Origin of the sequence: Neobacillus novalis NBRC 102450, from assembly GCF_001591805.1 — a bacterium.
Lineage (GTDB): Bacteria > Bacillota > Bacilli > Bacillales > Cytobacillaceae > Neobacillus > Neobacillus novalis.
Genome location: NZ_BCVP01000010.1, coordinates 14,383 through 34,377, shown reverse-complemented (window position 1 = coordinate 34,377; position 19,995 = coordinate 14,383). Strand labels below are relative to the sequence as shown.

25 protein-coding genes and 1 pseudogene are annotated in these 19,995 nt (G+C 37.2%); 16 read left to right on the top strand and 10 right to left on the bottom strand.

Translation table 11 applies throughout. The features are described from left to right. Window positions 1-94: 94 nt before the first annotated feature. Complete coding sequence (locus BANVL01_RS08075) at window positions 95-1,114, bottom strand: HAAS signaling domain-containing protein (RefSeq protein WP_235845509.1); 1,020 nt, start codon at window positions 1,112-1,114, stop codon at window positions 95-97. Next, entirely contained in the window at window positions 1,092-1,439 is a 348-nt protein-coding gene (locus BANVL01_RS08070; protein ID WP_066086547.1) for a PadR family transcriptional regulator, read from the bottom strand. The genes BANVL01_RS08075 and BANVL01_RS08070 overlap by 23 nt, the downstream gene beginning before the upstream one ends. A gap of 228 nt (window positions 1,440-1,667) precedes the next feature. Here BANVL01_RS08070 and BANVL01_RS28560 point away from each other — a divergent pair, with 228 nt between their 5' ends. The 4 genes from BANVL01_RS28560 (at window position 1,668) to helD (ending at window position 6,050) form a co-directional block, all read left to right on the top strand. Next, on the top strand, window positions 1,668-1,811 hold the full coding sequence (locus tag BANVL01_RS28560; protein ID WP_082804912.1) for a YrzI family small protein: 144 nt from the start codon (window positions 1,668-1,670) through the stop codon (window positions 1,809-1,811). Between the two features lie 278 nt (window positions 1,812-2,089). Then, a complete protein-coding gene (locus BANVL01_RS08065) occupies window positions 2,090-3,532 on the top strand; it encodes an MDR family MFS transporter (RefSeq protein WP_066086549.1) in 1,443 nt (480 codons plus the stop codon). Further along, the gene (locus BANVL01_RS28035) at window positions 3,532-3,690 is read left to right on the top strand and encodes a hypothetical protein (protein ID WP_218010660.1); all 159 of its coding nucleotides are present in this window, start codon (window positions 3,532-3,534) and stop codon (window positions 3,688-3,690) included. Before BANVL01_RS08065 ends, BANVL01_RS28035 begins: the two co-directional genes overlap by 1 nt. A gap of 53 nt (window positions 3,691-3,743) precedes the next feature. Further along, a complete protein-coding gene (gene helD / locus BANVL01_RS08060) occupies window positions 3,744-6,050 on the top strand; it encodes an RNA polymerase recycling motor HelD (protein ID WP_066086552.1) in 2,307 nt (768 codons plus the stop codon). A 109-nt stretch (window positions 6,051-6,159) separates the two neighbouring features. Here the strand turns inward: helD and BANVL01_RS08055 are convergent, their stop codons facing one another. Then, the gene (locus BANVL01_RS08055; RefSeq protein WP_066086553.1) at window positions 6,160-6,381 is read right to left on the bottom strand and encodes a hypothetical protein; all 222 of its coding nucleotides are present in this window, start codon (window positions 6,379-6,381) and stop codon (window positions 6,160-6,162) included. A gap of 770 nt (window positions 6,382-7,151) precedes the next feature. Here BANVL01_RS08055 and BANVL01_RS27210 point away from each other — a divergent pair. Beyond that, window positions 7,152-7,295, top strand: coding sequence for a hypothetical protein (locus BANVL01_RS27210; RefSeq protein ID WP_156482228.1), 144 nt, complete (start codon window positions 7,152-7,154; stop codon window positions 7,293-7,295). 198 nt (window positions 7,296-7,493) lie between these two features. After that, entirely contained in the window at window positions 7,494-7,796 is a 303-nt protein-coding gene (locus tag BANVL01_RS08050; RefSeq protein WP_156487434.1) for a hypothetical protein, read from the top strand. Between the two features lie 88 nt (window positions 7,797-7,884). Here BANVL01_RS08050 and BANVL01_RS08045 read toward each other — a convergent pair whose 3' ends face one another. Further along, window positions 7,885-8,613 carry a DUF981 family protein gene (locus BANVL01_RS08045; protein WP_066086557.1) on the bottom strand — a complete coding sequence of 243 codons (729 nt, stop codon included), beginning with the start codon at window positions 8,611-8,613 and terminating at the stop codon, window positions 7,885-7,887. 379 nt (window positions 8,614-8,992) lie between these two features. Here BANVL01_RS08045 and BANVL01_RS08040 point away from each other — a divergent pair. The 3 genes and pseudogenes from BANVL01_RS08040 to BANVL01_RS08030 form a co-directional block, all read left to right on the top strand. After that, window positions 8,993-9,268, top strand: a pseudogene (locus BANVL01_RS08040) (phosphotransferase); the annotation flags it as partial. Window positions 9,269-9,361: 93 nt separating this feature from the next. Next, entirely contained in the window at window positions 9,362-9,568 is a 207-nt protein-coding gene (locus BANVL01_RS28170; protein ID WP_066086565.1) for a hypothetical protein, read from the top strand. 153 nt (window positions 9,569-9,721) lie between these two features. After that, on the top strand, window positions 9,722-10,510 hold the full coding sequence (locus BANVL01_RS08030) for a putative protein N(5)-glutamine methyltransferase (RefSeq protein ID WP_066096430.1): 789 nt from the start codon (window positions 9,722-9,724) through the stop codon (window positions 10,508-10,510). A gap of 99 nt (window positions 10,511-10,609) precedes the next feature. On the opposite strand, the gene BANVL01_RS08025 is transcribed toward BANVL01_RS08030, so the two are convergent. Beyond that, window positions 10,610-11,026 carry a DUF1284 domain-containing protein gene (locus BANVL01_RS08025; RefSeq protein WP_066086567.1) on the bottom strand — a complete coding sequence of 139 codons (417 nt, stop codon included), beginning with the start codon at window positions 11,024-11,026 and terminating at the stop codon, window positions 10,610-10,612. A 276-nt stretch (window positions 11,027-11,302) separates the two neighbouring features. On the opposite strand from BANVL01_RS08025, the gene BANVL01_RS08020 reads away from it, so the two are divergent. Next, window positions 11,303-11,713, top strand: coding sequence for a hypothetical protein (locus tag BANVL01_RS08020; RefSeq protein WP_066086569.1), 411 nt, complete (start codon window positions 11,303-11,305; stop codon window positions 11,711-11,713). Between the two features lie 147 nt (window positions 11,714-11,860). On the opposite strand, the gene BANVL01_RS08015 is transcribed toward BANVL01_RS08020, so the two are convergent. Then, window positions 11,861-12,142, bottom strand: a complete 282-nt coding sequence (locus tag BANVL01_RS08015; protein ID WP_066086572.1) for a hypothetical protein — start codon at window positions 12,140-12,142, stop codon at window positions 11,861-11,863. 277 nt (window positions 12,143-12,419) lie between these two features. Between BANVL01_RS08015 and BANVL01_RS08010 the strand changes: the two genes are divergently transcribed. Continuing rightward, complete coding sequence (locus BANVL01_RS08010; RefSeq protein WP_066086578.1) at window positions 12,420-13,262, top strand: aldo/keto reductase; 843 nt, start codon at window positions 12,420-12,422, stop codon at window positions 13,260-13,262. Between the two features lie 66 nt (window positions 13,263-13,328). Here the strand turns inward: BANVL01_RS08010 and BANVL01_RS08005 are convergent, their stop codons facing one another. Then, window positions 13,329-13,625 carry a DUF3243 domain-containing protein gene (locus tag BANVL01_RS08005; protein ID WP_082804911.1) on the bottom strand — a complete coding sequence of 99 codons (297 nt, stop codon included), beginning with the start codon at window positions 13,623-13,625 and terminating at the stop codon, window positions 13,329-13,331. Window positions 13,626-13,877: 252 nt separating this feature from the next. On the opposite strand from BANVL01_RS08005, the gene BANVL01_RS27205 reads away from it, so the two are divergent. Together BANVL01_RS27205 and BANVL01_RS08000 are read left to right on the top strand one after the other, a co-directional pair. Continuing rightward, window positions 13,878-14,021, top strand: coding sequence for a hypothetical protein (locus BANVL01_RS27205; RefSeq protein ID WP_156482225.1), 144 nt, complete (start codon window positions 13,878-13,880; stop codon window positions 14,019-14,021). A 180-nt stretch (window positions 14,022-14,201) separates the two neighbouring features. Beyond that, a complete protein-coding gene (locus BANVL01_RS08000) occupies window positions 14,202-15,581 on the top strand; it encodes an MFS transporter (RefSeq protein ID WP_082804910.1) in 1,380 nt (459 codons plus the stop codon). Between the two features lie 312 nt (window positions 15,582-15,893). Here the strand turns inward: BANVL01_RS08000 and BANVL01_RS27200 are convergent, their stop codons facing one another. Next, entirely contained in the window at window positions 15,894-16,100 is a 207-nt protein-coding gene (locus BANVL01_RS27200; RefSeq protein ID WP_425311811.1) for a lmo0937 family membrane protein, read from the bottom strand. Window positions 16,101-16,376: 276 nt separating this feature from the next. On the opposite strand from BANVL01_RS27200, the gene BANVL01_RS07995 reads away from it, so the two are divergent. The 3 genes from BANVL01_RS07995 (at window position 16,377) to BANVL01_RS07985 (ending at window position 18,253) form a co-directional block, all read left to right on the top strand. Then, window positions 16,377-16,814 carry a TraR/DksA family transcriptional regulator gene (locus BANVL01_RS07995; protein WP_169803147.1) on the top strand — a complete coding sequence of 146 codons (438 nt, stop codon included), beginning with the start codon at window positions 16,377-16,379 and terminating at the stop codon, window positions 16,812-16,814. Between the two features lie 315 nt (window positions 16,815-17,129). Beyond that, on the top strand, window positions 17,130-17,531 hold the full coding sequence (locus BANVL01_RS07990) for an S-Ena type endospore appendage (RefSeq protein WP_066086591.1): 402 nt from the start codon (window positions 17,130-17,132) through the stop codon (window positions 17,529-17,531). Between the two features lie 224 nt (window positions 17,532-17,755). After that, window positions 17,756-18,253, top strand: a complete 498-nt coding sequence (locus BANVL01_RS07985) for a CotY/CotZ family spore coat protein (RefSeq protein WP_066086594.1) — start codon at window positions 17,756-17,758, stop codon at window positions 18,251-18,253. A gap of 106 nt (window positions 18,254-18,359) precedes the next feature. On the opposite strand, the gene BANVL01_RS07980 is transcribed toward BANVL01_RS07985, so the two are convergent. Beyond that, the gene (locus tag BANVL01_RS07980; protein ID WP_066086595.1) at window positions 18,360-18,572 is read right to left on the bottom strand and encodes a DUF3006 domain-containing protein; all 213 of its coding nucleotides are present in this window, start codon (window positions 18,570-18,572) and stop codon (window positions 18,360-18,362) included. A 12-nt stretch (window positions 18,573-18,584) separates the two neighbouring features. Further along, window positions 18,585-19,889 carry a ComEC/Rec2 family competence protein gene (locus tag BANVL01_RS07975; RefSeq protein ID WP_066086599.1) on the bottom strand — a complete coding sequence of 435 codons (1,305 nt, stop codon included), beginning with the start codon at window positions 19,887-19,889 and terminating at the stop codon, window positions 18,585-18,587. Between the last annotated feature and the right edge of the window lie 106 nt (window positions 19,890-19,995).

Genomic DNA, 19,995 nt, shown 5'->3' with positions numbered 1-19,995 from the left:
CATAACACCCATTGTGCTAAAACATTAGCACAATAAGTGTCATGCACCGACTTTGGATTATTTGATTTTATGGCAGACTGTGGTTTTTCTAGTATTATCTTATTCTTGCTTTACGATAACTCTGGAATATTTCAATTATTATGGAGACAATGAAGGACGCTGCGATGATCTTCCAGATCCATTCCAATGAATAAGCTACAGCTGAAGAAGTAGTTTCAAACACATCCGCCATATAGGGGATGATTTCTTGATTTAGCAACTGTGGATTGCTAGCGATGACGATAAAAGTAATCGCGCTTGATAAACGAATGATCGCATTCATGGTTACAAGCTTCATCGTCCATTTTGCTGCTGTCCATTTATAAACGATCAAACCTACTTCCAAAACGATAAAAATCACGATGATCGGCCAGTAGGACAACAAGGTATCCTGATTAAAAAAAGGCATAACGAACTGTAATACGTTTCCATCAATTGATCGATAAATGCCAACAAGATGGTCAGCATAGAAATAAGCAATGGCCCAAATGGCTATCCAGATGAAGCCGAAAATAACATCGCCTTTTGATATTGCTTTTTTCTTGGGTATGATTTTGACATTCTTTAGATCTTCTGGCGTCCATGTATCACATTTCTTTTTATGTTGCAGGTCAGAGTTTGATAAGCCAACTCTCTCAAAGACGGCAAATACAATCGTGAACCAAAAGAACACTTGAATGAGCACATTTATCACATTGCCGATTATAATCCCAAAGGAGTTAATGGCTGCAGAAAGAATAGCTTCTTTACCTTCAAAAGATACAATACTCTCGAAAGTATGGATGGAGATTGTAATCAAAATGGCCCATGGTATTACCCTTTTCATTGTCAGAATGTAAATATCATATAGATTCGGTCCAATTAAATACATAGGTGTATCACGATAACTTGCAGCGAGCACTGCCGGATCACCAAGTTTCGAAAGTGCGTCCTTCACATCTACTTCCGCATAATTTTCCGGGAGCATATCCTCGATGGTAGACTTAAGCTCCAGGGCGATATCATCCCGTGTCTTAATAGGAAGCCTTTTAGTTACTTCATACACATAAACCTCAATCAGATTCAATGTTTTCATCTCCTTGTAATAATGATTTTAGTTCCAGTGTCATCTTTTTCCATTCATCCATTAATTGCTTGTAAACCTCAATTCCGTAGTCACTTAATACGTAAAACTTCCGCGGCCTGCTTTCGTTTGTGTCCCAGCTGCTCGATACGAGTTCCTGTTTCTCTAATCGTCGCAATAGAGGATACAATGTACTTTGCTCAATGATTACACCGGCATTTTCAAGCTGCTGTACGAGTGAATAGCCATATTGGGGCGTACGTAATTGACTTAAAACGGCCAATGTGAGTGTTCCTCTTCTTAGTTCCGTCGTGAATGTATCCAACAAAGAACCCATGCGTTAATCACCTCATTCATTTATACTGTATGTCGTACACTATTATGATTTAAATAACAATGCACATCGTATCTTATTCAAATTTTATAAAATTGCTTAGGTGTTATAACTAAAAAACCCCTTAATTTACAAAAAATTAAGGGGACAGGGTTTATTCTTTTTTTAATCTTCCAGCCTTTTTGGCGGCCTCTTTTAAGATGACTTCGATTTGGGCGTTCACGAGAGTAAATGACCATCAATATTTTATTCCTTTCAATAACAGTAAAAATGAGAAAGATTAATCCAGAAGAAGCTGCCCATCAAAATAAAGTTGAAAAACTCTATCAAAAAAATAGAGATCAGCAAATTTCAATCCGGAGGTTTATGAGCTAAAATATGTTGATTGTGTATCTCTGAAAGTTGATAATCACGTTCTTTGGACTTGGGTTCTTTCAGCAACCTGCGATATTCCTTAGCAGTATTTTGAAAGACAGCATCTGCAAAAATTTGTAGATGTTTTTTTTGATTGAGAAAATTCCCCCAGATAATATTTTCTTACAAAACAAAGGGAAAGTTGGCGCATTCCCAAAGCGTTTCAGTGGAATTCATGAGGAAAAGAAGGTAATCTGTAACAGTGTTATTTTACTTTTTAGAGCAGGGGAGTTGGATGAATGGAGAAATCAGGCAATAAACAGTCAATGATTGTCGGACTGTTGCTAGCGGGAACTTTTATTGCCATTTTGAATCAGACACTGATGATTACAGCAATACCTCCAATTATGGATGAAATGAACATTACCGCAAATAGTGCACAATGGCTAACGACCGTCTTTATGCTGGTGAATGGGATCATGATTCCCATCAGTGCCTTTTTATTAGAACGATTTACCACGAGACAGCTGTTTATTTCGGCAATGAGTATTTTTGTAGTTGGAACCGTTGTGTGCGGGATTGCTCCTAATTTTGCAATTCTCCTTTTAGGCAGGGTCATTCAGTCGATCGGTGCAGGAGTGATGCTGCCATTAATGACCACCGTATTTTTACTAATATTTCCAATCAATAAGCGCGGTGCAGCAATGGGGCTTGTTGGTCTTGTGATTTCCTTCGCACCGGCCATTGGGCCAGCGTTGTCCGGATGGGTTACATCCCATTTTTCATGGAGAGTGTTATTTTTTATTATTTTACCAATTGCGCTTATCGATATCATTGTCGCATTCCTTTTCTTAAAAAATGTAACAGATGTTTCCAGACCAAAAGTCGATGTCCTATCGATTCTGTTATCTTCATTCGGGTTTGGCGGGCTTCTATATGGATTTACTTGTGCTGGAAATTATGGTTGGACCCATACAGCGACACTTCTTTCACTCGCAATTGGCGGTGTATCCTTGCTCGTGTTTATTTTCCGCCAATTAAGGTTGAAACACCCCATGCTGGAATTCCGTGTATTTAGCTTTTCGATTTTCCCGTTCGCCATTATCATTGGAATGATTGGCTTTATGGGCTTAATCGGAGCTGAGACGATTATCCCGCTGTTTATGCAGCGAATGAGGGGATTTTCCGCTTTTGACGCGGGTCTTGCTTTATTGCCTGGTGCCTTGATAAGCGGCTTCATGTCACCGATTGTTGGGAGAATCTTTGATAAAATCGGTGCGAGATGGCTTGTGATGATTGGCTTAACAATCATGACAGCAGCTTCCTTTGCGTTTACTAAACTAAGTCCAGCGACAACTATGACCTATATTACGGTCCTTTATGGAATTCGTATGTTTGGTCTTTCGATGGTCATGATGCCTGTCGCAACAGCTGCCTTGAACCAGTTACCCAAACGATTAATTCCCCATGGGGCGGCCATGGATAATACGATGAAAATGATCGCTGCTTCGGTAGGAACCGCCATCCTTGTTACAGTGATGACAACAACAGCAGAAGCAGGTAAACAGCGGCCAGATATTGCCTATCCGGATATCCACGGAGCGAATATCGCCTTTATGGTAGTTTCCATACTTTCCTTAATTGGACTAATCCTTTCTTTTTTCATTAAGCATAACCGACAGGCCGAGGATGAGACGGATGGAAAAAGGCAAAGAAACGCACGGGTGAAACTCCAGGAGTAATGGCTGAAATCGACAAATTACAATACAAAAGTGAAAATTGGTGCCTGTCCCTCCGTTGTTGGCCTTATGCGCAGCGGTGGGCAGGCATCATTTTTTTTGCTAATATTCCTACTTTCTCATTACTAAAAAACTTGACTAGTATAAAAGATTTAGTTTAATCTTAATATCCAAATGTTTCAAAAATTACCTAGAGAGGTGATGACTGAATAGGATGAGTGCTAAAGATCAAGTGTCTGTCCGTGACCATAAAGACTATCAAACAGAAGTGGAGCGCTTAGAGTTTACAAAGGAATATATCCGAACTGTTTTAGATATTTCTAAGGGGAATAAAGAATTTTTTGTTGAAAATATGAAGCAATCTTTTGCCGATTTAAATTCTAAGGATAGTAGTACGAGCTACACGGATCTCCTCGCGAATGCAAGTTTTCTTGAATTAGCGGAAAGTGAACTGAAAAGGCTAGAAAGCGTGATTGGCAAGCCCTATTTTTCAAGGATTGATTATACGAGCAATAGTACGAAAATGGAAGAAGTTTTGTACATCGGCAAGGTTTCCTTGTTTGATCGTGTGACACAGCAGCCGATTATCGTCGATTGGAGGTCACCGATTGCCAATGTCTACTATGATGGCCGGCTCGGAGACGTGTCCTATGATGCATATGGGGAGACACAAACCGGTTACTTAGCATTAAAGCGGCAGTATGAAATCATCGAAGGATTATTAAAAGAAATCCGAGATATCGATCTGACGACACATGATGAACTTTTGCAGAAATCTTTGTCAGGTAAAGCAGACAATCGATTAACAGAAATCGTTGCGACCATTCAAAATGAGCAAAATGAAGTGATTCGGGCATCACTGAAGCACCCGATTATCGTTCAAGGGGCCGCCGGAAGCGGGAAAACAACCATCGCACTCCATAGAATATCCTACTTTCTCTATACACTAGGGTTTCAATTTCCTCCAGAAAAATTAATGATTCTCGCACCAAACCGACTATTTATTGATTATATATCGGCCGTTTTACCTGAACTTGGAGTTAACAAAATTAACCAGACCACTTTTATCGATTTTATGAAAAGTTGTTTGGGACAGAAAATTAAACTATTTTCTCCTAATTCTAAGCTGATGAAGCTCCTTGAAGGGAATGGGAAATCTAAGCAACTGCAATGGGTTTCGAGCTATAAGGGATCACTCGAATTTAAGGAATTAATCCATAGTTATATAAAAGAATTGGAGTTAAAACTCGCCCCTGGAGAGGATTTTATTGTAGAAAAATCGATTCTCCTGAGGGGAAAAAATCTCAAAAAACTATTTTTAAACGAATATACATACTTACCAATCTATAAAAGACTTAATAAAATAAAAGCCCTATTAGCAAGTGATTTAAAAAAGAAGAAAGCCATTATGCTGTCAAATCTTAACACTAGATATGAAGAAGCACTAGAGAAGGCTCTATATAGCAGGAGGCTGGAACCAGAAAAAAGAAAGCAAAAAGTAGTTACCCTGATGGAGAAGAAAGAACAAAGAGTAAAAAGGGTGGAGCAGGAGGCAAAGGTCGCAGTAAAAAAATATATGGATGCGTTTGTCATGAAAGATATGTTTACCTTGTATAAAGAACTAATGACTTCTCCTGAAATGATCAACATGCATTCGACTACACTTACAGATCAAGAGTGTAAGCTGCTAAGTAAATATTGTCAGCGGATTTTTGATCGAGGTGCATACGAACTTGAGGATTTAGCTCCAATCTTTTATATGAAAACAAAATTGGAAGGGATCGATGAAAAATATAAAATGCGGAGTATCTTTATTGATGAAGCACAGGATTACAGCTATTTTCAATTTGCCGCATTAAAAGAGGGCTTTGATACAGATTTGTTTACCATTGTGGGAGATTTAGCACAAGGGATTCATTCCTATCGCGGCTTGAATAGTTGGGCGCCGATATTGAAAGATATCTTCCCTAATGCGAATTATCAAGCCTTACAAAAAAGCTACCGAACGACTGTTGAGATAATGAATTTGGCAAACGATATCCTTCAGTTGATCGACCAAGACTTGCCAAAGGTCAAACCCGTCATACGACATGGTCAAAAACCATTGTTTAAAACCATTGACCCTTCGAATCTAGAACAAGTCAGGCTGCAGCTGGAACAAGATATTTCCTCACTCAAAGAGGAAGAGCTTCACACGATTGCAATCATTGGACGAACCGACAAAGAATCTCAAAGAATCCATCAAATCCTAAAAAATAGTCCTCTTCCAATTCAATTAGTCGAGGAAAAAGAAGATATGAAGAAGGGGCACATCGTGATTATACCTTCTTATTTATCGAAAGGGTTAGAATTTGATGCCGTCTTGATTGTTTGCTTGGAAGAACCATATGCAAAAGTAGATCTGGATATCAAATTGCTGTACGTGTCGATGACAAGACCGATGCATCGATTGTATTTATTCGGCAAGAGTCCGTCAGACTTTTTATTACAGCATGCGGATGATTTACATTTTGAAAAGTAAAAAATTCAAGTGTCAGACCCCCGATGCGCTAACGCTTGGGGTCTGCCCCTTATTCCACGGTGAAATCCCATTCATAAACTAACCCTTCAATGATTAGGAACGATACATCTTACCTTGATACTGCGTGATATGCGATATAAACCAATATAGCACCAAGGGCTATGATATATGCAAGAAAAACGGGATTTAACGAAATCCAATTTTTTCTAATTGTGCTATGAATTTCTCCATCCAATTCGCTATTTCTCACTTCGACCGCTTTACCAACTCTAAGTGTATAAAATAAACCGCCGACTATTACAATTGCTCCGAGAATAAGCGCAATGGTCATAGAATAACACCACCTTTACTTTATTTTTTGAAAAAGCCGGCTTGCTATTCATGAACCTTTTTTCCATTATATCCAGATATCTTTTTACAACTTGGATGGTGCCTGTTTTGTTCCCTGAAAATTCCGTATAGGATAGTCTTCTAAAACAATGGGAAACCTATTATCATCAAAATATAAAATGTAAGATCTCATTAAAGTAAATAAACTGCTTTCTTTGATCACTTTACTTTTGAATTAACAAAACATTCTCTAATTACGATGATCTGGATATGATTATTTTCGAACGATCGCTAACAAACAATGAGAAAGATTACTTCCCTGAAGTCACATTTTTCTTTTCAAACAACTCCAAAAATTAATTTGACTCTTCCGACAAATTAGCGAGTAAATTTATCGATCACAAAAAACTCCATTGATGATAAAGAGCAACGGAGTTTTTTACTTCTTGTTTAATAGTGTCCTCTATGTTACGAAAATGAAGGCATGTTTTTCAATACTCGTAGCCAACCAGTCAAACGATTAACATGTTGAGGGAAATTTCCGATATTGTGAAGAATTGTACTTAAACAGACGGGTAGCAAGAGTTCAAGATGGATCGCTGCGGTGTTCTTTTTTGCTTTTTGTGCTAACGAAAACAGGTTAATTCAAAGAAGAAATTTGTATTTTTGATTTGTTTCTCGCTAATTTTTCTAGCAAGTTGTTCGCAAGTCATTGCTATGCATAATAAAGGATTAGAGAAATCTATAAGTTCTGCTTTGGAGAAAAATAGTGTGACAGAAATCGATTTTAATTCTGTAAAGGGCTTTGATTGGGATAAAGCATATTTAATAACCCCTTATACTGATCAAGAAACCATAAATAAGCAATTGGGCGTTAAATTTAATGATCCAACTAATTATCAAATGCAATCATAAAGATACAAAAGAAATAAAAATTTTATACCAAAGGGACAACAGAAAGATTAAAGACCAGCTGCCATTTTCGGCGGCTTTTTTTATTGAACAGAGCTATTTATAGACTTTTTTTAATTTTTGGGACAAACATCTACACTCGGAGACAAAACCATCATAGTTTATCTAAATGAGTAGAAAAGAGAGGGGAAGAAGTCATTGGTGGGGAATGATAATAATCAAAAACAAAAGCCAAATGAGGATAAAATGGTGGAAGAACAAATCATCCCTATAGAAAAATACAATTTAGTTCACAATTGGAAACTCATAATGCAATTCAATTTTGCTTTATTTAAAAACAAAGATGAATTTGTAATTATTAATAATAATGATGAATATATAGCTCGTTTTAGCATTACCGATGCAGGGGTAATCGAACTAAAAAAAACCTCATCTGAATTACCTCCGAAGATTGATTTTAAGAATAAAATGATTAAGATACCTAATTATAACAGAGCACGGTGAGTACTGAGTATTTATAATATAAAGGAAGTAGCATATAAAAGAGGCAAACATCCTTTGTGTAAAGGATGTTTGCTCATTTTCATGATTCTTAGTGCCCCAGTGTGTGTATGATTAATCCTATATGAGTAAAATAATTCATAATACCGAATGCAGTCCAAATGATACCAGTAATAGTCCATGCCCATTGATTGAATTTAAACAAACTTGGGCTTGGATTTTCTTTTTGGTTTACTGCGAAAAGAATAGCCCCAACACCTGTAAGAGCAAGTAACAAAGACATAAAAGTTGCTTCAATCATTGGATAATCAGCGAATAATCCGGAAATAGGTTCTTGAGGCGGTGCGGCAAATAAATGAAACGTAACACCGGCACATCCCATTGCAATAAGAGCAAATCCCATTGCAGCACCGAAATAAGATAAAGGCTTAAGTAAATATGGCAATTCCTTCCTTAATCTTTCAGATACTACAGTTGAATTGCTAGTATCAATCCCTTGTTTTAAAAATAAATTTGCTTTTCTCCATAATAGAACCGTTATTCCTAATAAAAGAACCCCAAAAGCTATGGATGATTCACCAAAGATAATATCATCAAATGGAAAGCCCATTTTTGATAGAGGCCAAGTCAATGACATGTGAAATCCAGTTATCGTTAAAATGAGCCCTGGAACGGCAAAACCAATAGCCCAACCCTCTAAATGCCCAATTTTATTTGCATGTAAGTGAGAAAAAAATCTAACAATTAATAATAATCCAATACCTACTGATACGGCCATAATCGTATTATATACTGCTGTTGTTGACCATTCTATAACCATAAGTTATACCACCTTCTAGTTTCGTTAATAACTTTTCTAATATAATAACAAACTTTATAATACCCTTGTATTTATAAAGATATGTAATCTTTTCCTAAAATTTTTTTTTGCTAGTTGTAAAATTATTTGCAACTAGCTATCCTCAGGCAAAGATGTAGGAAGATATGAATTGTGATTACAAGAGGGAAAACTTAAATGTTCGAGTAATTGATATTGAAAAAGATAAATATATTTTTATTCAATTTAAAAAAACGGAAATTAAATAGATGGTCATGCTTCATCTAAATGTAGAAATCGAAATGCCGGAAGCTAACAGCCTAAAAAAATTGTGAATGAATATACTTAAACAAAGGGGTGCTTGAGTTTAACAAAGGAGGAGTTGGTTAAAGATGGAAAGCTCTGTGCAGTTATTGATTTTGGTATTTTGGGAGTAGGAGATCCCTCTTGTGATGCAGCAATAGCCTGGACTTTTTTTGATGATGCCAGTAGAAAAGTGTGCAAGAATGAAATGAATTTGGACGAGAAAACCTGGAATAGAGCACGAGGATGGGCTCTATGGAAAGCATTGATAACATATGATGTTCAAAAAGAATCTGATAAAGTGAAAGCAAAAGAAGCATTTAATCCTATTCAGATAATAGTTGAAGATTACAAAAAAATTAGTTCAATTAAGAAGTGCTTTTTTTATTGGAGTAGGACAGAAGAGTTAAATGAGATAAATATATTTTTAATATGAGGAGATGATTATTTGATTAGTCTATTGGAAAATATATTCCAATTATCGGCAGTATTACTACTCCTATGTTCATTCTATTATTATCGACATTTTAAAAAAATTAAGAGAGAAAGAAAATTAACCTTATTTGAATTTTTTATTTATGTCATAACTCAAGTGGCAATTTATCTTTGTGCAGGTAGTTATCTACTTCTGTTTTTGGATAGGAATTTTGGATAGAGCTTATTAAACAAACGGTTGCTGCGGCGACTTTTTATCTTTTTCCTCTAACCTGGCAGACTGAAGAAGGACTTTTCCAATTTTTAACGAACTTCCTATAATAACCGTTATAAAGGATGGGTGGTATTTATAGGAGAGCAAATTAATTTTTATATTGATGACAAAATTAAAAAAAGTATAATCGAGAAACTTCGCACCGCCGGTTGTGTTTTCGCAGAAGAAGAGGCTAAACTTCTAATGTCTGAGGCACGGACATTGGATGCCCTCTTCACTTTGGTTAATCTGCGAATAACTGGTATCCCCCTTGAACATGTCCTCGGTTGGGCGGAGTTCTGCGGCATCAGGATAGCAGTAGACCCAGGAGTCTTCGTCCCGCGCCGCCGTACTGAGTTTCTCGTCCAAAAGGCTGTTGCCTTTTCTATTCCTGGAGCCATAGTCGTTGACCTTTGCTGCGGTACTGGCGCGGTCGGTGTCGCGATAGCCAAAGCTGTGGGGTGGATTGAGTTGTATGCAGTCGACATCGACCCAACTGCAGTGCGCTGTGCCCGCCGCAATGTTACTAACCAAGGTGGTCACGTATATGAAGGCTACCTCTATGAACCACTACCAGCCAAACTGCGTAGGAATGTCGATATCCTAGTTGCAAACACACCTTACGTACCTACCAAGGCAATCAAGCTGCTTCCCCAGGATGCACGTCTACATGAACCAAAGGTGGCGCTTGACGGAGGAGATGACGGACTTGATATTCAGCGAAGAGTGGCAGAGGAAGCAACTCTCTGGCTGGCTTCGGGCGGGCACCTATTAGTAGAGACAAGCCAAATTCAGGCACATCAGACCTTTGAAATTTTTAGCCAATACGGACTAATACCTCAGTTAGCACACAATAATGAGCTAGACGCTACTATTGTAATTGGAACCAAGCCTACCCCTCTAGAATAAATAAGGGAAGCTATTATTTTCGCTGTTTTAAAGGGGGAGAACCTCGATGTGCTACACTGAGGATCAGACTTTTTTAAAATTGATCGAATTACTGCGGGCTTATTGAATTTCTCTTAAGCCCTTCCCTTCATGAATCTCTCGAATCCCTTCCTCGCAAACCCCATAAGAACGCCAAGAACAAGTTTCACAGACTACTTGAATATCGGAGGGTTTGACATGCTTTCGGATACGGGACTCAATGTCGTCCCATTTCAGAATTTGGCCGATTTTAAGGTCCATTTTGTCTAAAATAACGGAATCCCTTTCATAGATTTGGTCGTTTTGACAATGGCATTCACCTGAATTAGGGTACTTTTCACACAACTGATCTGGTCCCTTTACGAGCTGAATCAGCGTTTTTGGGTTGTTTCTCAAGATTTGATGCAATCGCGTCATATTTTCTACGTATTCTTTGGAATAGCCCATTCCCCGATAGCCTAGAAGGCAAAATAGATGATGTCCTCGCAGCTGATACATAATTTTCCCCCAGTGTTTTAATTCCTTTGATTTAAAAGTAAACATATTTTTTGGATAACAATATAATATTAAAAATAACAGATGATCTTAGTTTTGGGGAGCTTTTGACTTTTGAAATACGAAATTTTTTCTCGATTTTTAGAAAATCCACCTTGTAATACCAAATAAATATCGGGAAAGAATGAAAAAAGAACCTTTTTTAGAAAAGATTCAGGGAAACACATTTGCCATTGTTTAACATAAAATAAAGCAAAATTTGTTCTGGGGTTGCTAAGAATGGATTATTCAATGAATATCAATCAAAAGGGAAAAGATTATAGCGATCATAAAAGTATAAAAATTTTACAACTAGAAAAACAGGTTTCATTCGGGCTTTGGGTTCAAGTCTTGGGACAGATTATTGAACTTAAAGGATTATCAGAGCTTTTTCATTTAGAAGATAATTCGAATAATATAGGCGAACAACAAATACTAACTGGTGTTTGGATTAGGACGATTGGCCAGATTCTTGAAGCTGTATCTGTATCTAGACAATTAGGAGAAACAGATTTGGTCAAACTTTTTCAAGAACAACAACTAGCGATTACAGGAGATTTACTTGTGTCACTTGGTTCAGCTTATGAAGTAATCGGAGGAATTCATGTACTAGAAGAAGAAGCAGCCAAAATAACTCGCATAGTTCCATAAAACTACTAGGGTCAGAACCCCGACGTGCTCACGCTTTAGTGTGCTGGGGGTCTGACTCTTTTTACCTGTTAATACTTAAAAGGTAATGCACGATTTCCATTATTAGATTGTTTTTTGAAACCACTAGGTGCATAAGGAATAATTATTTTACATTTTCTGTTTTAAAGCTAAAAAGGTAAGAATTAAAGAAACTAAGACAAGCAAATAAATTGGAGTCATCCATATTAAATAAATTGAGACGTGCATTGAATTGCCAATTTTGTCTTGAATTAATCCAGTATCTATTGCAATGAAATACCAATGGAAACTAACAGGATTATCAGCATTTATATACATCTGAGGAAGATATAATGATCTATGGGTAATCCGAACAACTACATAAATTAAACTAAACAATAATAGCAGATTAGCGATTAATAATTTTTTCAATATCAAACCTCCTTCGGTATTACATATGTTACCGATTGGACAATAAGTATTAAATCTTATACTTAATTTTAATTGTAGGAATCAACAAATCTGGCCTATAATATATAGAAAAGAAGCTGAAGGAAAAGTGAGGAGGATGATGAGAATCTCCGACTTGATTTACTCAAGTTTCTGCTGTTAAATTTGAAGGAAAATCTTTTGATATTGATTATGATTGCATCTGTAAGCTGTAGCTGCCTTACCTTATAGAGAAACTCATTGAAGGGAGTGATTAATTATGGGCAAGACAATTCCGGAAATTACACTAAATGATGGGATGACAGTGCCGGTAATCGGTTTGGGAACATATAAACTTAAGGGAAATGAAGGTGTTAATTCTATCCTAAGTGCAATCGATTTCGGCTATCGTCTTATCGATTCTGCTTATAATTATGAAAATGAAGGAACGGTAGGGGAGGCCGTTAGACGCAGTTCTGTTCCAAGAGAGGAATTAAAAATTACATCCAAACTGCCCGGCCGCTATCAGTCTTATGATAAAGCGATTACGACCATTCAAGAATCATTATATCGTGCAAATCTTGATTATTATGATCTATATTTGATTCATTGGCCAAACCCTAAACAGGATACTTACGTAGAAGCGTGGCAAGCATTAATTGACGCTAAAAAAGAGGGGCTTATTCGTTCTATTGGTGTTTGCAATTTCTTACCTGAGCATTTAATGCGCTTAGAAAAGGAAACTGGCGTAAAACCTAGCATGAATCAAATTGAATTACACCCATTTTTCAATCAAGCACCACAAAGAAAATGGCATGAAGAGAATAAAATACAGACTGAGTCTTGGAGTCCATTAGCTCGTGCAAGTGAAGTTTTACAAAATGATATGATTCAACAGATTGCCGAACACCATAACAAGTCTTTATCACAAATTATTTTACGTTGGCATTATCAGCTAGGCGCCATTTCCATTCCAAAATCTGCGTCTCCTGCACGGCAACTTGAAAATATATCTATTTTCGACTTTTCACTAGATGATACTGAAATGAACAGGATTTCAGGATTAACTCGGGCGGACGGCAGAATTAACAATCAAGATCCAGCTACATACGAAGAATTTTAAACCCTTTCAGATCGTAAAGCTTAAAAGCACATCACTAATATAAATATGTGATGTGCTTTTTTAATATTAATCCTGTACTAATCGGACAAGCATATGTGCCAGTTTGTGTTGTTCATCTTCCTTACCTACTTTCCAAAGCTCCTGCAATAATCGCTCCTCGGAATTTTTAGGCGGCTGCTTATCGGCAAGGTAATCGGCTACTTTCTGAGCCGAATTGGCTAATTGCTCCTCGTCCATCCCTAGTTTTTTTCCTAAACTAACTTTTCCTCTCAGGTATTCTCTGAAATCATCAAAACTTGTTAATGAATCTCCGTTTTTATAAATATGGTTTGCTAGTTCTTGGTCATTTAACTGCTTGTCCACGAAAATCACTCCTCTTTAATTATACAACAGGGGTTACTATGTCTAGAGGATACATTCCCTGTTTTCTATTAGATAAAACCTAGTTATGGTGCAGCAGCGTGTTAACCTTGCATGGTCATCGTAGTGATAAAGTATCAATAAGTAAAATGATTGTAGATAGCTGTTTGTTACCGATTAACGAAACTTTTCAGTCATTAAGAACGTACACAATATAATAATATGATGACCTAAAAAAGTAGGGAGGAAGAAAATATGAACTTCTCCACAAAACAACGAAGCGTGTTGCTATCAATAACCACTGAATGGCAGACAGCGATACAGATTGCTAATCAGCTTCCGAAACCATCGGGGAATTTATCGGACGTACAACAGGTACTCAAGGATCTTTTGAGTTAGGGATTGGTGCAAATTAATCCAGTTGTTTTCGGATTATATCGACTAACCACAGATGGCATAACTATAAAGGAGTTAGAATTGAGTGAGAACCAATGAATTTTTGTACAACTTACACAAGAGGATAAAATTCATTTTATTTGATATACTTTTATCTAAATAGAATTTATCAAAGAGGAGAATATGAGTTTTATGTCGGTAACAAAGAATCTTTCTCTCGTTAAAAATCAGAATTTTTTAATCGTCGCAATCGCTTTAGGTGTAATATTAAACCCATTAAATACGACGATGATAACTGTTGCTTTACCAGAGATAAAAAATGAATTTATGCTTTCATCAAAAGATATTACATGGTTAATTGCTTCCTATTTTATCATAAGTGCTATTTTCTTACCCCTTATTGGTAAACTTAGTGACTTCTATGGAAGGAAAAAAATCTTTTTGTTTGGACTTCTATTGGTAGGTATTTCTTCATTTACTGCTCCATTATCTCCGAATATGCCGTTTCTACTAGCAATGAGAACGATACAAGCAATCGGTACATCTGCTCTGTATCCTGCTGGAATTGGAATCATTCGTTCTACTATTGAAAAAAATCAAAATAGAGTAATCGGTACACTTTCGGTATTTGCTACCACTACCGCTGCCTTTGGGCCGACAATCAGTGGGCTGTTAATTCAGCAGGGCGGCTGGCATGTGATTTTTTATATAAACTTTCCAATTATCATTATTTCAGCCATTTTGGCTGTCCTTTCTATCCCAAATGATGAAAAGAAAACAGCTAGAACATTCAAATGGGATGGGATTGGGATTTTATTATTCAGTTTTTTAATCACTGTTTGGATGTACTTCTTCCAAACATTAGAAACTGGTTTAAATTTATGGACATTTATTGGTTCTTTAGCGTTAACATTATTATTTTACTACTTTGAAAAAAGGAAAGACGAACCTTTTATTGATGTCGTGTTCTTGAAGAAAAATCTCAACATTTCATTCGTGTATGTTCAATATATTTTATCTACCTTAATTTTTTTTGCCCTGCTGCTTTCCATGCCAATCTATTTTCAGTCTGTATTATTGCTTAGCTCTAAACAAACTGGCATTATGATGCTCTCTATTTCCATATTTGGTATTATCATGACTCCTCTTGCGACTCGTTGGATTGAAAAGTTAGGATATAGAATACCTTTACTTACAGGGGGTGTTATAGGATTAGTGGGTGTTATCCTCTTTTTGACAATCAATCATGACTCTCCACTTTACTGGATATTCTTGGTGTTGTCGACCATTGGAATCAGTAATGGTATTTTAAATATAGGTTTACAGACGTTACTCTTTTCTTTTGTTTCTGTATCTGAAACTGGAACGGCTTCAGGTTTATTTATGACATCGAGATTCATGGGCAATATCCTCGCCTCTAGTTTATTTGGCGTGATGTTTGCCACTGGAGTCAACGATACTAACCAAAGTTGGATGACCATCATTTTAATTGTTGTATCAGTTATTTTATTGCCAGGAATTCTGTTTATCACAAAAGGCAAACTCGTAACCAATACTCCATAGGTTATAAAAAACTTAGTTTTTACTTCAAGTAGCTTGGAACATTGTGAGGGAATGTACTTAAACAAACGGGGTCGTTCAATATGCCTTGAAAAATGACAAAGGAATGTACGTCTAAAACTCCAAGAGTAATGGTGGAAGTCGAAGGAACAAAAACAATGATTGAACTTTTTTTAGTGACCCAAAAAGAACCAGGCCCCATCCAGTAATAGGACGGGATCTGGTTCTTTTTTATGTTTGGACTCTGAATGCTGTCCGGAGGTGGAAATGGGGCCAGCCGGACAGAACCACGCTGATCTAGAAAAATGACGGTGATTAGGCTTTATTCCCCATTCTGCCTGAAAATAATTTAAAAAGGAACACTACGACAGCTACTACGAGTAACAGGTGAATAAGCCCTCCAGCAATATGGAAAACAAGCCCGAGAACCCAACATAATAGTAAAAATCCAATAATTGTCCAAATCAAGATAATCCCTTCTTTCTTAGAAAAATAATTTGCTCTAGAAGGTATAATACCCATTTTCCTAAATAAGTATCGATTTCTATTATTTTTTTTTGATAGAATGCTTAATTAATGCCAGATGGTCAGCCTTCGGGTGCAGCAGATTCATTATTTGTTTACATCCAGAACTCTTGTAATCGTGGGATTTTTTAATTGAGCCCGAAATTTCATTGGATGTCCAAGTTATGATTCTATGTTGAAAGGGTATGTAAAAAAAGTAAAAGAAACGAAAGAGAGGAAAAAAATATGTTAACAGAAAGGGAACTCACCCATTTTAAGAAAAAATTGACACGAATGAAACAGGAAATGCTTGAAGTTATCGAAGCAAACAAGCCATTGTCATTTGAGGATTATGGTGAATTGGCAAGCTATGATAGCCACTTTGCTGATACGGCCACACAATTGGAAGAAAGAGAAGTACAATTTTCAATAAAAGATTCAGCTCAACATATATTAAATGAAGTAAATGAAGCGTTAGACCGAATTCGCAGCGGAACATATGGAAAATGTGTAGATACTGGAGAGGACATTCCTTATGACAGGCTAGAGGTTCTTCCGTATGCAAAACGTACGGTTAATGCGCAAGAAAAGTTTGATGAATTGGCAGATTCCATTCCTCAAACAGAGCTTTCCTTTTCCACTACGATAGACGACCAAAGAGGTGATTATCGCCTTCAAACGGTAGATGAGCTGCAACAAGAACACGGGAATTCATCGTATAGAACGAAGTAAAGACCAGAGGCACGGTTACTCTGGTTTTTTTCGTTGCGAAACATTCACAAATGTTGTTTTTTCAACATTTGTGGGTGTTTTTTTGTGTGGGGAAAAATGGCTAGTGGGTCAGACCCCCGGTGAACTATAGCTTTAACGTGCGGGGTGTCTGACCCTTTAACACTGGGATTAACTGTGTTCATTCGCTTTTTCTGATCGAAATCCAAGAAGGCAAAATATTTTAGTTATTATCAACCATAGTCCAAGCCATTTCTCATTTAAAACATTTAATAAAGAGTGAAATTACATTATATAAGGAACGGAGGTGATTCACTTATGTGTCAAAGTTTTAACGGGAACAATGGAAATAGTGGTTTTAGTTGTTGTGATCCTAAAAATTTTGTACAAGACAAAATTTGCAATGAATTTACAGTTGCTGGTGATCTTGTAGCAAATGCAGAGGTTATTTTTGCTACAAATTCAAATGATGTTATTTTTACGTCAGGGTATGTAAAAAACACTGGAAATTTCCCTATTACAGTACAATTTGTAAAAGGAGCTGATCCTATCGATGGGACAGGCGGTGTCATCGTAAGGCAATCAGTAGTTCCAATTGAAGGGACATTTAATTTTACTATTTCACGATTTGATACAATTCGAGTATTCGCAACAGGAGCTACAGCAGCTCTTCCGGCAGCAGGTGAATTTTGTATTACTCCTCGTTATAGAATCCAATAACCAGCTGAAAATTAATTTTAAATTCAATACTAATTCCAACTATGAGACCTTCAACAGCCCACCCTCCTTGGCGTCCAAGGGGGGGTGGGCTTGTTTATCAAATGATCTAAGGAATATATTTATATTCACTCTTTTCCTCAATTTGCATGAAGTCCCACTCAAAGCTCATTCGATTTCCATATAAATAATTAAAAAGGTATTTCCATTTAAGGGGAAGATTTTTTATGGAGAAATGTCAGATTGATGAAAAGAAATGCTTGAAAACAACTTTAGAATTAATATTAAATACACAAAGAAAAATGAGTAAACAAAAGTGTGACTTTAATAATTCGTTATCCTGTTTGGAACCTTTAGGGAAGACCTTTAAAAATACAATCCCATTCATCCTTTATGGTGATTTAGAGCCATTTAAAGTGGAAGGTGTTACCACATGTTTTGATAATGAATCAAACAAGGAAAAGTTTGTTTGTTTTACAACATTTCTTTTTCGGGTCATTAATTTAGAAGGAGATTGTGCTGTCTTGGAGCTACTAAAATTTAAAAATCATGACAAATGTGTTCCAAATTGCAATGATCACAAATGTTCTCCTTGCTGTCAGTTACATTGTGAAAATGTAGATGATTTAATTTCAACATGTGTGTTTATGAACGTGGAAATTTCCAGCTTTAGTGGAATACAATGCTTACCTGCCGTTTGTATAAAAAAATCTTTGAATGTGTAGCTGGCACCACCTATAACCATTCAAAATGTTGTTTTTTTCAACTTTTGTAAGTGTTTTTTGTGTGAGGAAAAGAATACATCATACAAAATGGGAGGGGGTGGAACCCCTACTCCCACATATCCTCCATTAACTTATTAATTTGCTTTCTTCGCTCCTGAGTTCCCGTCACATCAACAGAAATATGCTCGCCATCCATTACCAAGATATCGCCTACCCTTGCGCCACTAGGAAGTCGGTTCGTTCTTATATCGACAAACGTGCCATCTTCTTTTTCACAAACGACTAGATCTCCTTCAAATCGATCAATGATCAGCTTCACTTCACTCACTCCTTATTGGGGAATAAAAGATGTTTGTGTTTGATATTCTTTCCCATCTGCCTGAACTGTAATATCGATCAGCACTTCAAATCCGGCCGCCGCTCGGCTGATTCTAACCGGTAAGGTAGTTCCAACGGTTCCGGTATACGTGGTGTCCTTGCTTTTATAGTGAAAAACAGCTGTAAAGGGTGCACCTGACATACCGGATATATCTAAATGAATCGTTTCGTTTTGGCCAGGAGTCGGATTATCTACTTTTGCTTTAAGAGCGGTGGCGGCCGCTTGACTTGTTGTTGTCTGCGGTGCTTGTGTGACTGCTGGGTTAGCAGGAGTGTCATTCGCATTGTTTTTCACCGTATTCTGTTCGATTTTGGCTGGATCTGTATGAAACGTGATGGTTGATCCATCACTGGTCGCAATAATCGTTCCTTGTTCATCCGTTCTGAATACTTGGATGTTATGTGCCTGCATTTTTTGCAGCGTTTCAGCGGTTGGATGACCATATTGATTGTTTTTACCTGCCGAAACAATCGCATATTTCGGTTGTACCTTCGTTAAAAAGGCTTCACTCGTTGATGTATTGGCTCCATGATGGCCTAATTTCAGCACATCTGCTTGCAGTTCGGTGCCCGAAGCAATCATATCCTGCTCGGCTTTGACCGCCGCATCTCCAGTAAATAGAAACGTGTTTTTGTCATATGTCATTTTTAATACGGCACTGGAAGAATTCAGATCCTCACCGTAGCTGGTAACAGGCCCAACAAACTCCGCATCCACTCCTGCTAACTCTAATGACACGCCGGCCTTCGCTTCCTTCAGTTTTAATCCTTCATTTTTAACAGCTAAGATAAAATCTTCAAATGTTTTCGTGGTATGGGTAACCTTAGGCATATAAACCGATTTGACGTCGAAATTTTGGAGGACGGTATCCAGTCCGCCAATATGGTCAGCATCAGGGTGCGTTGCAATCATGACCTCTAGATCGTCAACATGGTATTTCTTCAGAAAGGCGACGACATCATCGCCTCGATCGTTGTTCCCACCGTCTATTAATATGTCATCGCCATTGGGTGTCTTAATATAAATACTGTCACCTTGTCCGACATCTAAATAATAAACCTGCATCTTTCCGGCTGCGGTCGAATTTGTCTGTACCGCTTGGTCATTGGGTTCTTTCTTGACTTCCTCACTTGTCTCTTTCACTGGCGTTTTGTCCGTAGTCGCAGCTGTTTTCGCTGGCGCTGGCGTACTCTGACAGGCAGCTAAAGAGATGGCGAGAAGGATACTGCTAACTATGCTGAATAACCTTTTTTTCACTTTATTACCCCTTAATCATTATTCTTTTCAATATTGTCTAGTATGTTGAACTATTATTTATAAGTTTACTATATTTATTATAGTACATTTTTGCCAATCACATTGA

Bases quoted from the DNA above. Each gene is read 5' to 3' on its own strand.
- BANVL01_RS08075 (WP_235845509.1), bottom strand. From the start codon at position 1,114: ATGAAAACATTGAATCTGATTGAGGTTTATGTGTATGAAGTAACTAAA.
- BANVL01_RS08070 (WP_066086547.1), bottom strand. From the start codon at position 1,439: ATGGGTTCTTTGTTGGATACATTCACGACGGAACTAAGAAGAGGAACA.
- BANVL01_RS28560 (WP_082804912.1), top strand. From the start codon at position 1,668: ATGACCATCAATATTTTATTCCTTTCAATAACAGTAAAAATGAGAAAG.
- BANVL01_RS08065 (WP_066086549.1), top strand. From the start codon at position 2,090: ATGGAGAAATCAGGCAATAAACAGTCAATGATTGTCGGACTGTTGCTA.
- BANVL01_RS28035 (WP_218010660.1), top strand. From the start codon at position 3,532: ATGGCTGAAATCGACAAATTACAATACAAAAGTGAAAATTGGTGCCTG.
- helD (WP_066086552.1), top strand. From the start codon at position 3,744: ATGAGTGCTAAAGATCAAGTGTCTGTCCGTGACCATAAAGACTATCAA.
- BANVL01_RS08055 (WP_066086553.1), bottom strand. From the start codon at position 6,381: ATGACCATTGCGCTTATTCTCGGAGCAATTGTAATAGTCGGCGGTTTA.
- BANVL01_RS08045 (WP_066086557.1), bottom strand. From the start codon at position 8,613: ATGGTTATAGAATGGTCAACAACAGCAGTATATAATACGATTATGGCC.
- BANVL01_RS08025 (WP_066086567.1), bottom strand. From the start codon at position 11,026: ATGTATCAGCTGCGAGGACATCATCTATTTTGCCTTCTAGGCTATCGG.
- BANVL01_RS08020 (WP_066086569.1), top strand. From the start codon at position 11,303: ATGGATTATTCAATGAATATCAATCAAAAGGGAAAAGATTATAGCGAT.
- BANVL01_RS08010 (WP_066086578.1), top strand. From the start codon at position 12,420: ATGGGCAAGACAATTCCGGAAATTACACTAAATGATGGGATGACAGTG.
- BANVL01_RS27205 (WP_156482225.1), top strand. From the start codon at position 13,878: ATGAACTTCTCCACAAAACAACGAAGCGTGTTGCTATCAATAACCACT.
- BANVL01_RS08000 (WP_082804910.1), top strand. From the start codon at position 14,202: ATGAGTTTTATGTCGGTAACAAAGAATCTTTCTCTCGTTAAAAATCAG.
- BANVL01_RS27200 (WP_425311811.1), bottom strand. From the start codon at position 16,100: ATGGGTATTATACCTTCTAGAGCAAATTATTTTTCTAAGAAAGAAGGG.
- BANVL01_RS07995 (WP_169803147.1), top strand. From the start codon at position 16,377: ATGAAACAGGAAATGCTTGAAGTTATCGAAGCAAACAAGCCATTGTCA.
- BANVL01_RS07990 (WP_066086591.1), top strand. From the start codon at position 17,130: ATGTGTCAAAGTTTTAACGGGAACAATGGAAATAGTGGTTTTAGTTGT.
- BANVL01_RS07985 (WP_066086594.1), top strand. From the start codon at position 17,756: ATGGAGAAATGTCAGATTGATGAAAAGAAATGCTTGAAAACAACTTTA.